Below are 13,629 nucleotides of genomic sequence, written 5' to 3'. Positions count from 1 at the left end.
CTCCTGCAATTGGGCTACAAGTGCAGGGTTATCAATAGCAGGGGATGTATCGGGTAAGATGCTAACTCTGGTAAAGCCGCCAGCAGTAGCAGCGTGTAAAAAAGACAATAGGGTTTCCCGTTCTTCAAATCCTGGTTCACCGGAGTGGCTGTACAAATCCACTAACCCAGGGCCGAGAACTAATCCCTGACAATTTCTAATTTGAGTATTGGGATGAATATCAGCAATGTGCGAAGCCACTTCTTGGATATAACCATCAGCAATCAGCACATCAAAGAGTTCATCGATTTCAGAAACTGGGTCAATCACCCGTACTTTTTGCAGCAGTTCAGTCATAAAACTTTTTAGTTAGGAGTTAAGAATAAAGTTAGGAATTAGGAGTTATAAGTTATGAGTTAGGAGTTATCAGTTATTTGTTCCTTGCTCATCATTTTTAACTTTATTCATCACTCATATTTATCACTCCTAACTTTATTCGTTACTCTTGTACAGATGCGATTAATCGCGTCTGTACTCCTCACTTCTTTACAATGCTCCTGCTGCTGTTTTATCTAGTACGCCTCCACCAAAGTGAGCGGTGATGTTCATGGCTTGCAATACTGGTAAACCATCGATTCCAGAAGGGTAGTCGATAACGCTGACTGCGCCATTACCCTGACGGAAATTCCAAAAATTTTCTAGCGATAAACCCAGAATGTGACAAAGTAGAGTTTTATTTGTAGCATCATGAGCTACTACTAATACAGTTTTGAATTGATTGGTTAATGCTGCTTCTACAATTGATTGCCAAGCTGCAACACTGCGTTCCCAAACCTCTTGTAAATTTTCCCCTTCAGGCATTTGCACTTGAGCGGGTACTAAGCGCCAGCGCTGCAACTCTCCGGGAAATTCTTGTTCTATTTCTGTTTCTAATTTTCCTTCCCAGAGTCCGTGGCTGATTTCTCTTAAACCATCTTGCAAGTCTAACTTTACATTAGGATGCTGTTTTAAGATAATTTCTGCTGTTTCTTTTGGGCGTAGCATTGTGCTACTTACAGCAAAATCAATCGCTACCTCTTGAAGAAATTTGCCTGCTTTTTGCGACTGTTCTCTACCGTTGTCATTGAGGGGGACATCAATTTGTCCTTGAAACCGGGTTTGGCGATTCCAGTCGGTTTCGCCGTGACGCACTAATAACAACCGGACTCCTTGATGATCTGGTCGCAATGAGGGTAAAGTTTCTCCAGTATGTTGCGTCTGATTTAAAGATTCTAGCTGGACTGGTTCGCCCAATCCTCCAGCAAAATTAAGTACGCTGATGCCACAGTTAGATTGCTGGATTGAATGGTAGCGACTTGCAGGGATTCCCAAAGCTGTACTAATCAGGGCGCGATTAATGCCGTTATGTCCAACTATCAGAATAGTTTCGCCTTGATGTTGAGACAAAGTTTCTTGCCAAAACTGCCGTGCTTGTTCGTATAAAGCAAGAACAGGAAAATGTTCTCTTGTTCCCTCTGCATCATTTAGCAGCATCCGCAGTTCGTCGGGGCGTTGATGCCAAGTGCGGTAGTCTTCGGCAAACTTCTGCTTGACTTCGGCAGTTACCAGCCCTGCCCATAAAGGGAGGTCGATTTCTAGTAGCAAATCAGAAACTTGAATTACAGCAGATTGTTCGGGATGAGTAGCTAACTCACTATGGATAATATCTGCTGTGTGTTTTGCTCGTTGCAGGGGACTGCTGTAAATAGCATTAAATAAAATATTGCTGAGGGCTTTGCCAGCTTTACTGGCATCGTTACGACCTTTCTCGGTTAATGTTGACGCATCAGTGCGTCCCTGAATACGCCGCTCGGTGTTATAACCACTTTGACCGTGGCGCACAATGATGACACGAGTCATCTCAAAGCCCTCCTGTATCTAGACGATTAATTTTACTGCAAAATGATTGCAGAATTACCGACTCAGGAAAGCCGATTTAGTTAAAAGGGTAGTTAGGAATCGCAACTATACACTCAAAACCCACCTCTGTGGGTTTCAAACCCTCAGTTATTTCCCTAATCAAGCTAGTGGTTCATGTCATTAAGGTGTTCAGATTCCCCACTTCTTAAAAAAGCCCAGGATCTCGAACCCAGTGCATTAAAGGTAGGTTGGGTGAAGCGGAGCGCAACCCAACATAATATAGGACTTACGCAAATTATCTCTCAAACTCTGATTTCTCTGTGCCCTCTGTGGTTCGTTATTCCGTAACTCGTGCGTAAGTCCTCATATATCAGAATGTTGGGTTACGCAAAGCCTCCACCCAACCTACTAGCGCGGCAAGCTCAACTTTATACCTGATTATTCTCTCCCTAAATCTAACTGTACTTGCAATCCATCATTGTCATTGCCAGACTGAGCAGGTGTTAAAAAAACAGAAGTGTCTGGCTGTGATAATGTCTCGTTAAAGCGGATTTTGACTGGAGTTTTGTCTGTTCTATTATTGTTAGAGATTGTTGATGGATTAGTTTGCTCAAAAAACTTTCCAAAGTCATCTTGGGCTGTTCTATTATCAATTCCGACTAGAGAATCACCAGTTAATCTGTATTGTCCTGGATTTAAGCTTGATGCTGGTGACTGGGCGTACACCTGGCTTCCTAAGCTTGTAAAAGCTGTGGTAATTCCCAACAAAGCAATAATTTTGGCGTTCATTTTTTTGTCCAAATTATCTTTAATATTGCTTGTCTTTATTCTCTGGGCAAATTATTTTAATTAACTCTATCGTTAGGTTCTACTACAATAATTGTATTGCGTATATACTTGACTCGTCAATTATTTCTGCTCTATGTTGATAGTAATACATTTTAAGTTAAGTAAGTTGGCGTAAATAATTGTCGTTGGGATTGGGCAATAGGCAATAGGCTAGTTCATTTTTTTTTACATAGTTATGATTTTATTGTGCAAACTTACTTAATTATTCAGGAGGTGTGTTAAGTGTGTGGTTCTGGTCAAAAGATTCAGGTGAATATGAGATATTCAAGCAATACGAACGAGCATTAGTAGCCATTGGGGTAAATTTTTCCCTTGATGGAGTCCAAACTGCCCTTGAAGGCTGCACTTATGGGCTAGAAGATGCTTTGAGAAGAACAATTGAATACATAGTGTGGTTACAAGAACAGGAAAGAGAGGTTTTCCCAAACGCTATTTTAATTCGAGCTTTGCAGGAGCAATGGAAACCTGTGGCATGGCGTGATGAATACATGGAACTACCACTATTGCAATCGGCAGGTCAAAGGTGGTGGAATGCCGCAGTTTCCAAATGGGGGTATGATGTGCGTAATCGGCTAGTTGCTGATGTTTTTTATGACAACGGGCAAGAATTTATTCAATTCACCAACGGCAAAGAAATATTGGTAGAGACTGCTTGGCATTGGGAGTGGGAACGATTGCTGGAATATGCTCTTTAGTTGAAGTGCGATATCTACGACGGGCTGCGCCCACGCAATTTCTTTCAAGCAGCTAGCTTTCACTAATTAACTGTAACAAGGCTTCTGTTGATATCTTGCCACTCATCTCGGTACCTTCCAATAGGCTATCTGCCAAATCTCGTTTGTGGTGATGTAATTCTACAATTTTTTCTTCGATAGTATCCTTTGCTACTAAGCGATAAATTGTCACCGGGCGTTGTTGCCCAATGCGATGGGCGCGGTCTGAGGCTTGGTCTTCCACTGCGGGATTCCACCAAGGATCTGTATGAATCACATAATCAGCAGCAGTTAGATTAAGTCCTGTACCCCCTGCCTTGAGACTAATGAGAAAGACATCTCCTGAACCAGCTTGAAATGCGTCTACCCGTTTTTTGCGCTCTGCCACGGAAGTACTGCCATCTAGATATTGATAATTAATACCTTGTTGTTCCAGATAATCGCGGATGATGTGCAAATGGTCAACAAACTGACTAAACACTAACGCTTTATGACGATTTTCCAGCAGTTCACCCAGCACCTCACCAAAAAGTTGCAACTTAGAACTGGGTAATTCAGTACCAGGCATAACGAGGCTGGGATTACAGCAAGCACGACGCAGCTTCATAATCTCAGCTAAAACCTGCAAATGTTTTTTTCCTGCTTCTGCATCACTTTCGGTAAGTTTAGATATGGCCTGACGGCGCAACGCTTCATAGAATGCTTTTTCCTCTCGACTTAACTCTACATGAAGGAGAATTTCGGTACGAGATGGCAACTCTTCTAATACTTGATTTTTTGTCCGCCGCAACAGAAATGGTTGAATAAGTTTTTTGAGTTTATTACGTGCAAGTTTATCTTGATATTTTTCAATGGGGGTAGCAAAGCGTTGATTGAAGCTTTCAAAAGAACCCAATAACCCAGGATTAATAAAGCGGAACAAATTCCACAACTCACCCAGGTGATTCTCAATGGGAGTCCCAGTAGTCAGCAACTTAAAATTAGATTTTAGGTTCATGGCTGCCTGAGAACGTTTAGTAGTCATATTTTTAATCGCCTGGGCTTCATCTAGGACAATAGTTTGCCACTGTACCTGAGAAAGCATTTGCGCTACTTCTTCCTGCTGTAATAAACCATAACTGCATACCAACATATCTAAAGGTTGTAACCCATCCAATAATTTTTGGCGGTTAGCACCAGAAAATTGAATAATATTGAGAGTTGGGGCAAACTTCTGGGCTTCACTCACCCAATTCATACACACAGAAGTGGGGGCAATAATTAGGGTTGGTCCTTCATGGGCATTTCTGAGAATGACCGCCAATGCTTGCAAGGTCTTACCGAGTCCCATTTGGTCTGCTAAACAAGCACCCACACCCCAATGTGCTAGCCGCGCCAGCCAACAAAAACCCTCCATCTGGTAGTCACGTAGTTCTGCTTGAAGGGTAGATGGCAGTTCCGGCTGGAGGTTCTTCACCTCATGGAGACGCTGGATATGTGTTTTCCAGTGTTTATCTGCTTTTACCTTACCTACCTCATCGACAAAATCTTCTAACCCTAATGTTGCCAAGGGGTGAAAACGAATACCTTTACTATGTTTTTCCGAAAACATCCGCAATTCGTCGAGGCGTTTCCGAAAAGCTTGAGTTAAAGCCAAAAATTGACCATCACCAAGGGGGATAAAACGGCTGGGGGTTTTTTCCAATAGTTCTAGTAGCTGCTGCATATCCAGTACTAAGTCATTATTCAATTTCAACTCCCCAGTGGCTGCAAACCAGTCTTGCTGACGTTGAATTGATAAATTAAAGTCTTTCAAGCCGGCATTGTGGCTAACACGCAGTTTTTCTCCTTGTGGCCATTCGATGACTACGTTACTTCCCAGTTCTTGCAGTTCTAGCAGCAGTTCTAAACAGTCTTCGGGATCGTCTATAATCCATTCACCGTCTTGTTCTTCAGTTCGAGTCAAGGTGGCGCAGGCGGCTACAGCGTCGGCGGCAAGTTGCTTCTCTTCAGACAGATTTCGTCTGGTTTGGAGACGTTTACCGTCAATCTCGGCAATTACAGTTTCACCACCTGCACCAGGACGGTAGTAGGGACCACCTTGGGCAAAGGGGCGCGACAAAAGGCTGATTTTCAAGCCGGCATTGGCAGGTAAGAGGTGAATATGCGGTAGAGTCTGGGCGGGTACTTCTTCTGCACCTTCTGAACCGCCACCAATGTCAGAATGTACGGTGACGATGCCAGAGACGGCATTAATGGCTGCCAAAACTTGTTTCTCTGCGATCGCAGGTACATTTAATTTATTATCTATACCAATAATCTCCGCAATGCGTCTGTGTTCGGCAGTAATTTCAATGACTTTGATGCGGGTTGGGGTTTCTTTGATATGCAGAATATTCTGTGATTCTGGTAACTTGGGAGAGAATTCCAAGGTGAGACGGCCAAGTTTTTCTTTTTTAACCAGTAGTTCTGGTTCTCCTTTAACAATTTCTACACGGATAGTGGGTGTATCTTCCCAAAAAACCAACGGGTGTCCAATTAAAACAGAGATGGCTTTTTCACCGAAAGTATAATCCACTTTGCCGTAATAGCCTTCACTATATACCTCAATACAACTACATACCCGCATATCTTGGGGGGTGATGTAATCAAACTCAGATAATGCACTGCTTAGACGCTTGAGGGCTATGGGGCGACCTTTACTCCATTCCCCTTTGGCATTAACTTTTTGTTCCTTTGGTTGCAAGACACATCTGCTGGGATAGAAGGTTATGAACCATGCTAAACGCAGTTCAGATTCTGGTTTTCCTGGTGTTTGTGGTTCTTTTTGAAGATTTGCCAGGGCATTGAGGCACATTTCCCAAGCTTCTTGGGGCCGAATTAAGTCTACGATGGTTTGGATATTGCTATCTTCTCGCAGTGCCTCTGCAAGTTGTTTATAGTTACTACTTGGTTTGAGCCTGGATAGGAGTTCTGCGGTTTCCATTGCTAACCAGTGATAACCGGAGGCGAGCGATCGCCGATACAATGGTTCTAATAAATTAGGTAAGCGTTTTTTAGCACTCTCAGCATCCATCCAGTAAAGGCATAGCGAACAAAACAATGTTTGTAAGCTATTTTCTTCTTCGATGGAAGAAATATGACCGCTGACTACAAATTGTTTTTGAGTAATATCGCCTTGGTGGACTTGCAGTACCATTTTCAGTCTGCCATAAGTGAACCTGAGCCAATGATCTGATTGACGGGACATCAAACTGGTATACTCTTCTGCTTCTTTGAGGCGTTGTGCTGAACCATCTTTTAAAAGTGCGAGGATGAAAAATAAGCCCCCAATGGTATTGAAATATATTTGGCGTTTGCCTGTAGCTTTTTTGATGGCTTTCAGGGCATCTTTATAATATTTGATGGCTTGTTCATTATCACCCCGCAGAAAACTTAACCAACCCCAAAAGATCGCAGCGTTATTTTGATATTCATTTGATATCCGCTCCAGACTTTCTTGTGCTTCTTGGGTACAACCCTGTAACAACAGTTGTTCTGTCAAAATCAGATGTAGATAATCTGAACAATGTTTTCCAGGTGTAGAGCATTCGTCTTCTAGCAGCATCAACGCATCTTCCGAAGCAGATAATTTTAAGGCTGAATTGAAGAGGATACTTGATATGCCACTTTCATATAATTCTTGTGGTAGGGTGTTAAACCAATCTGCATCAAATGGATTATTGTATATCTGCTCAAAGATATTTTCTATTACTATTTTTTCTTCGCTATCACTGTACTTCTGGTAAGCTTCAATTTGCTGACTAATAAAACTAGGATCTTGACGATAAATACCAATGCGGATTTCTCTGATACACTGGCGCAGACTGGAGAAAATCCGATAATCCCTATTCCAGTGAGTATGTATGGGTAGCTTTTCCTCTACTGCTATGACGAGGATTTCAAACTGTCCGGTTTGTACAGCATGGCGAGTAACAATTTCTGTGAGTAACGGATGACATTCAGCACCTTGCCTGTTTTCCTGTATTAACAAGCCTGCTTTTAACAATTTATCAATTTGGGGACTAAGGGTTTTAGTACCCCAAGGTTTATTGTTTTCATCTAAAGCGTCAATTTTACTAAGACAACTTACGAATGAATTTTTATCTATCGGTGCATAAATTACCGAAAATAACTGAATAATCTTTTGTATGGAAGGATGTAACTCGAAATATTTCCTTGCGAGTAGTGCTTGTTGTATTATGGGATTAGGCTCGAAAATAGGCATATTATTTATTCAGTTCTTTAAATAATTCCATTAATTTGCGTTTACGTCCATGAGCCGCTTCTAGTTGTGAGCGATAAGCAGACCATTCAGTTTTTTGCCCAAGTTGAATATAAGCAGCTTTTGCTTTTTTAAGCCAATTAACCGCAGCATCATAACGGTCAGCTTTTCCTTGTTCTATAATTGGTTCTGCCCGTCTGCGAGCGTTATCAATTACCCAATTTGGACGATGAGAAACTGCTGCATCCATGACTCGATGAACCAATTCTGAAGCATAATAAATATCTCTTTCTACTGTTTTAATTGCATCATCAATTAATCCTTCATGGAGGAAAATATCAACTTGAGCTTCTCTTATTCCCCAATCTGGCTGCTCTCGTAGTGTTTGCAGTAAATCTTGTTTGAGCGTCAACCAAGTTTCTCCTGCATAGTCTTGAATTTTACCATAGTCTCGAAACGATGGTCTGATTTTAAAAGCAATGATGCTGGCAGTTAAGGCAGTGGCATTATCTTCTAATCCTTTGGCTAAATCACTTGTCCAAGTAGCAAATTCATATAAACAGTTACCTGTTAAATTGATACCTGCTTGGCATATTTCTAACGCTTCAACTAAATACCCATCTTCCCGCAATATTTTTGCTAGGGCAAAACCCTCTTCTGCTCTTTCCATGAGGATTTTAGCCGCAGATATGGCTTCTTCTACTCTTCCTAAAGCTGCTAATTGCGTCAGGTATTGCAGAGTCATTTCTTCTGCTAAAGCTAGATTTAAATACTCTGTGTAACGATTTTGACGTTCAAGAATTTGCAAGCGAATCAATGCTAAATCATCAGCAAAGCTTGGTCGTTCATTTTCCCAAAGTTCTGCGGTATCATCTCCTTGCATAATTTGTTGCAGTGGTTCATAATCCCAACCTTGACGCAATGCTTCTAAACTCATACTAAAGTCTGCACTGATTTCGTCTTGCCATGATTCCAACATCAACTGCAAATCTACTATTTCTCCTGTAGACATTTCTGCACACAAAATTGCTTCTGTCCACGCGCTATTAAGAGGTTCTGCGATGGAATAACTGTCTCCACCGTAATCTAGTAACTCGTCCCATTCTTGGGCATAAGTTTCGGTAATAGTTTCGAGAATTGCGATCGCATTATTGCCATCTCCATTTTCTGCTAACTCTCGCGCTTTCTCAATTACAGCCAGCAAATCATCTGTAAATGGGTCTTCTTCTGAACCATACTCTAATTCTTTCAATCCATCCCGCAAAATCCGCTTGACATGAGAGCGAAAAGGTGATGTGTCAATTTTGGTTTGGCGGGTAGAAGGCTGTTTTGTTTGCGGTTTTGGCAAGTCTATCAAACTGACAAACTCATCAATATCATCAATTAGTTCTGGTCTATTTTCCACCAGTTCTTGTAATAATCGCTGAGTTTGAAGAATATCGAGGCGATTTAATAATTGTTCTAGTGTTGGACGTTCTTCAATGATCTCTGATTGACGCGAACAGCTTAATAAGGTGGCAACGATATGTTTGCACCAACCATCATAATCATAAGGACAAGTACAACAAGCTGAGGTAATTCCACCTGCATCAAAACGAATACTGACTTGATATGGTGTAATTTCGCCACCTTCTACTTCTGCTTGAATCAGATTACCGCGTTTTTTGAGATCGGCGATCGCACCCCTGCGGTAATATTCTTCACCACGACTGTAGGATGAAGCGTTGGAGTTATGGCGGATTATTGCTTCAGAAATTCCTGGAATTGACATAGCACCCAAGTCTTTTATTTTTAGCTTACGCTTAAACTGCCTTTATTTTCTCTTGTGTCTGCATTCCACTAAAATCCCAAGCTGTCTCAATACCGTTCGGTTAAGGAATTTTTTGGTTGAGGTAGGGGGGTAGAGGGAAAAGAAAAGCTGTTCTTGAGAGAAGAATTACTGAACAATAACCCTCTTTCCTTCCCTGCTTCCCCTGCTTATCCGAACCGTATTGAACCTACTCCACATTAGAGTGCTTACAGCTTTAAATATAAAATTATGCGTTTCATCAACAAACTCATGCGTTTCATCAACAAAATCGTTCTGTTCATCAACAAACTCATGCGTTTCATCAACAAAATCATTCTGTTCATCAACAAACTCATGCGTTTCATCAACAAAATTGTTCTGTTCATCAACAAACCCATGCGTTTCATCAACAAAACCATAATTTTTGTAAGAAATACTGATATTTATATCATATTAGACACCAAGCTGTGAGGATTTTACTGAACTAAAACACGGCTTTAGTAAGGCAAACTAGCTCTAAAGCAATAAAAAGGATACATTTATGCCTGCTCAAAAACGTACATACCGCGTTTTAGAAAAAGCTGAATTAAGAGTGGCTGGACTTAAAGCAATTGATCCCAGCATGGATTTTGGGGATGCTCGCAACTTGCAAAACATGACACAACTAATTGAGCAGTACCGTAGCAAAATAAATGCTTATAATACTGCTCTAGCCGTGATTGATTCTTCTAGAACTGAGATGGAAGAATTGGACAAAGCTTTAAGTGACCTCACGGAGAAAATGCTGATTGGAGTTGCTTTTAAATATGGCAAAGATAGCCGTGAATATGAAATGGCGGGTGCTGTTCGTAAAAGCGATCGCATCCGTAAAAGCAGAGCAACACGCTTAAGGGCGACTCCAAAAGAATTAGCCAGTGAAAATCCTAAAACTGCATATCTTAATGGACTGAATGGAGCGATCGCAGAATAAATTCATTCTCGTATAAAGTATGGAAACGAGTAAATAGTTAATTTTTACTCTCCACTCCCTACTCTCCAACCTTTTTCCACGGTAGTTTGACTGTAAATCGACTCCCTTTGCCTAACTGACTTTCGGCGTGGACAGTACCACCATGCAACTCGACGATTTTTTGTACCATCACCAATCCTAAACCCGTACCTGCGGAACGACGGGTAGAGGCATTTTCAACTTGGATAAAAGGTTGAAATAATCGGAAAAGGTCATCGGAAAGCATACCAATACCCGTATCTACCACGCTAAAAAAGATATACTCGTTTGTGGAATTTGGCTGAACTTCAATCCAAACTTTGCCTCCGTCGTGAGTAAACTTGATAGCGTTGCTCAATAGGTTGATAAATACCTGGCGGATGCGGCGCTCATCAACTTGGATGGGTTCGAGTTCTTCAGGGATTTGTACACTCAGTTGAATATTTTTCTGTAACGCTAAATTTTTGACGAAACTGAGACTAGAGTCACATAATTCTGGAATGGAAGTAGCCACTAGTTGCAGTTCTATCTTGCTGGATTCAATGTCGGTAAGCTCAAGGATTTGGTTAATTAATTCTAGTAAGTTCTTACCGCTCGATTCGAGGGTATTTAGAAACTGGCGCTGTTCTTCGGTTACAGTACCGTAAACTTCATTTTGGAGTGCTTCTGCAATCTCAAGAATGGAGCTTAAGGGAGTCCTCAACTCATGGCTCATATTTACCAAAAAGGTCTTTTTGGCCCGATTTGCAACTTCGGCAGCTTCTTTCGCCTCACGCAGAGCGGATTCTGCACTTTTGCGATCGCAGACTTCTAAAGTTAGAGCAACAAATTCAGCTATTGAGCTAACAAAGTTTTGCTCACTCAATTCCCATGTCCGAGGAATCTCAATCTGTTCATACAATACCGTTCCCACCACTTCGCCCCCAACCCAAATGGAGGTATTAATTAGGGATACAATATTCTTTGTTTCTAGCAATTCATCCCATAATTCTTGTATCCGTAAATCGGTGCGAGTATCGGTAACGGCAATGATTCGGGCAGATGTTAGGGATTTAAAGTAGATGGGATAATCTGCGCGATCGCGTTCTAAACCTGCTGAATGTTTTTGATTGCTACGTTCGTAGAGACTTATACATTGTAGTTTAGTACGTTGACGCTGCCTGCCGTCGTCATCGCTATTGAATAACCACACACTTACTCGTTCTACTTCTAAAGCATTCGCGGCTTTCTCGGTAATAACTTTGAATGCTGTTTCTAGATTTCCTTCAGAAATTGCCCTGTGATTTGCCAATTCTGCCAACGCCAGATTATGCTTTTCTAGCTTTTGCTGACTATTAATACTTTTTTGAATCTCTTGCTGTAATTCTTCAGTTTGCTGTTTAACTTGCAATTCTAACTCTTCATTTTTTGTAATTTGTGCAGTAAAGGTTTTACGTAAATGCTGCATCATCTCATTGAAAGATTCACCCAGCACCTCTACTTCTTTAATGCCTTGTACAATTATCACCGAGTCTTCAACCTTGGTGAAATCGGCTAAATCTTTTGTCGCCGTGCTGAAGTACAAAATTGGCTGAGTTATCCAACGGGCGGTAACAATTCCTAGTAAAATAGCTAATCCCAACGCTCCCAGACAGAGAAAAATTGTAGTTTGAGTGTTGCGATCGATTTGCCCCATAAAATCTGCTTCTGGGACAGCTACTACAATTAACCAATTGACATTTGGTTCGCCTTGCAACGGTCTAATTTCTAAAAATTGTCGTTTGCCGTCAAAAGAAAAATCTAGTTGCTGTAAACTCTTAATTTGGTCAAAGTTACTAAATTTAGTTTCTAAATACTTAGCGCTTGCTTGAGTAAAAGCATTCCCACTTTGGGAAGCTGCTAACCGAATCGGTTTACCATTTTGGAGACGGAATGGTTCTTCCGTTGTGGAACTTGCGACTAATAGCCCCGATCGCTCGATAATAAAAACTTGCCCAGACTTGCCAACTTTAATATTTTGTAGCAAATCGCCAATTTGTGATACATGAGTTAGGGTGCTGTTGACTCCGAGTAACTCACCTTGAGAGTTATATATCGGTTGAGATGCACTAATTAGCAGCGTTGGTTCGGTGATGGAAGTAAAAATCTGACTAAAGCTGAATTTTTTGGCCGTAACTGCTGCTTGATAACTAGGACGCGATCGCGCATCATAGTTTTTGATTACTTCTGGTAGTTGAGTACGTTGACCAAGAGAGTCAATTTTGTAGGTGTAGAGGTCGGAACCAGTTGACTTATCGGCTTTTCTGAGTAAATATTGGCGATCGTTGAGCTTTTCTACCGCTAAGTGTTCTTGCTGTTCATTGCTTGCTGTTAAAGCAACAGCATCAGGAAAAATCTCTAACTGCTTGATTAAATATGGCTCCCAAGTTGCCAGATTTCCCATCTTCAGCAACCCGATATCAATGACATTTTGATTACCGCGCAGTACTTGACGCGGGGTTGAGAGATAAGCCTGTAAATTTTGCTCTACTCGATTAGCGACTTCATAACGCAACTCGCTAGCTACCTCATTGATAGCCATTTGCCCATTGCGGATTGATAAGTATGCAGTCAATCCCACAGCTAGCAAGATTTGCAGCACAAACAACGCTACGAGAATGCGACGTAGGGGTACACCTTTAAATAACGTAAAAACACCATTTTGCCCAATATTTTTGTTCATAAGCCCACTCTCCCTTCCTATCCTATAGTAGTGAGTACAACACCTCGACTTCTCTGGTCTGCGGGCTTATACATAGTTTGTACTCGGTCGGATCAAGTGCCAATATACCACTTTTGGCAAAAGAACAAAACTTTAAGTAACCTGAGTTCGGGATAAGAAATCCTCAAAAGCCTTGAATTATCGTTGTTCGGTCTAAAGCTCTGTTTTCATCTATTGTCAATAAGACATATTGCTGAGATTAGTTTCATTTGTGAACCTTATTGACAAAATGATTCCACTTTTATCCCTGCTTTGACCAATTCCAGTTTTATTCAATCCTGACAGAATAAGCTTTTTAGCTTCTGGCTTAACCCGAACTCAGGTTAAGTACTTCCAATTAAAAAAATACTCTTAACCCACGGAGGTGGGTTTTGTCTATATAGCCGCGACTTCTAGTCGCCAGGGCGAGTAATAAATAGATCAACCCTT

8 protein-coding genes and 1 pseudogene are annotated in these 13,629 nt (G+C 41.3%); 2 read left to right on the top strand and 7 right to left on the bottom strand.

Translation table 11 applies throughout. The features are described from left to right. The 3 genes and pseudogenes from GNF10_RS10440 to GNF10_RS10430 form a co-directional block, all read right to left on the bottom strand. Positions 1-336, bottom strand: a pseudogene (locus GNF10_RS10440) (dihydroorotase); the annotation flags it as partial. A gap of 189 nt (positions 337-525) precedes the next feature. Beyond that, positions 526-1,878, bottom strand: coding sequence for a histidine phosphatase family protein (locus tag GNF10_RS10435; protein ID WP_185584820.1), 1,353 nt, complete (start codon positions 1,876-1,878; stop codon positions 526-528). A gap of 438 nt (positions 1,879-2,316) precedes the next feature. Continuing rightward, positions 2,317-2,667, bottom strand: a complete 351-nt coding sequence (locus GNF10_RS10430; RefSeq protein WP_185584819.1) for a hypothetical protein — start codon at positions 2,665-2,667, stop codon at positions 2,317-2,319. Positions 2,668-2,951: 284 nt separating this feature from the next. Between GNF10_RS10430 and GNF10_RS10425 the strand changes: the two genes are divergently transcribed. Further along, the gene (locus GNF10_RS10425) at positions 2,952-3,422 is read left to right on the top strand and encodes a hypothetical protein (protein WP_185584818.1); all 471 of its coding nucleotides are present in this window, start codon (positions 2,952-2,954) and stop codon (positions 3,420-3,422) included. Between the two features lie 52 nt (positions 3,423-3,474). On the opposite strand, the gene GNF10_RS10420 is transcribed toward GNF10_RS10425, so the two are convergent. The 3 genes from GNF10_RS10420 to GNF10_RS10410 all read right to left on the bottom strand — a co-directional run bounded on the left by GNF10_RS10420 (position 3,475) and on the right by GNF10_RS10410 (position 9,858). Then, on the bottom strand, positions 3,475-7,686 hold the full coding sequence (locus tag GNF10_RS10420) for a DEAD/DEAH box helicase (protein WP_185584817.1): 4,212 nt from the start codon (positions 7,684-7,686) through the stop codon (positions 3,475-3,477). A gap of 1 nt (position 7,687) precedes the next feature. Next, the gene (locus tag GNF10_RS10415; RefSeq protein WP_185584816.1) at positions 7,688-9,454 is read right to left on the bottom strand and encodes an SWIM zinc finger domain-containing protein; all 1,767 of its coding nucleotides are present in this window, start codon (positions 9,452-9,454) and stop codon (positions 7,688-7,690) included. A gap of 245 nt (positions 9,455-9,699) precedes the next feature. Continuing rightward, positions 9,700-9,858, bottom strand: coding sequence for a hypothetical protein (locus tag GNF10_RS10410; RefSeq protein ID WP_185591914.1), 159 nt, complete (start codon positions 9,856-9,858; stop codon positions 9,700-9,702). A gap of 155 nt (positions 9,859-10,013) precedes the next feature. Here GNF10_RS10410 and GNF10_RS10405 point away from each other — a divergent pair, with 155 nt between their 5' ends. Beyond that, positions 10,014-10,442 (top strand): hypothetical protein, encoded by a 429-nt coding sequence (locus tag GNF10_RS10405; RefSeq protein WP_185584815.1) that lies wholly within the window; start codon positions 10,014-10,016, stop codon positions 10,440-10,442. Positions 10,443-10,500: 58 nt separating this feature from the next. Here GNF10_RS10405 and GNF10_RS10400 read toward each other — a convergent pair whose 3' ends face one another. Then, positions 10,501-13,161, bottom strand: a complete 2,661-nt coding sequence (locus GNF10_RS10400) for an ATP-binding protein (RefSeq protein ID WP_185584814.1) — start codon at positions 13,159-13,161, stop codon at positions 10,501-10,503. Positions 13,162-13,629 lie beyond the last annotated feature (468 nt).

It is taken from the genome of Nostoc sp. UCD121, from assembly GCF_014222285.1.
Lineage (GTDB): Bacteria > Cyanobacteriota > Cyanobacteriia > Cyanobacteriales > Nostocaceae > Nostoc.
This window is presented reverse-complemented; position numbering and strand designations above follow the sequence as displayed.

Coding starts and splice junctions, on each gene's coding strand:
- GNF10_RS10400 (WP_185584814.1), bottom strand. CDS start 13,161: ATGAACAAAAATATTGGGCAAAATGGTGTTTTTACGTTATTTAAAGGT.
- GNF10_RS10435 (WP_185584820.1), bottom strand. CDS start 1,878: ATGACTCGTGTCATCATTGTGCGCCACGGTCAAAGTGGTTATAACACC.
- GNF10_RS10420 (WP_185584817.1), bottom strand. CDS start 7,686: ATGCCTATTTTCGAGCCTAATCCCATAATACAACAAGCACTACTCGCA.
- GNF10_RS10410 (WP_185591914.1), bottom strand. CDS start 9,858: ATGAACAGAACAATTTTGTTGATGAAACGCATGAGTTTGTTGATGAAC.
- GNF10_RS10405 (WP_185584815.1), top strand. CDS start 10,014: ATGCCTGCTCAAAAACGTACATACCGCGTTTTAGAAAAAGCTGAATTA.
- GNF10_RS10415 (WP_185584816.1), bottom strand. CDS start 9,454: ATGTCAATTCCAGGAATTTCTGAAGCAATAATCCGCCATAACTCCAAC.
- GNF10_RS10430 (WP_185584819.1), bottom strand. CDS start 2,667: ATGAACGCCAAAATTATTGCTTTGTTGGGAATTACCACAGCTTTTACA.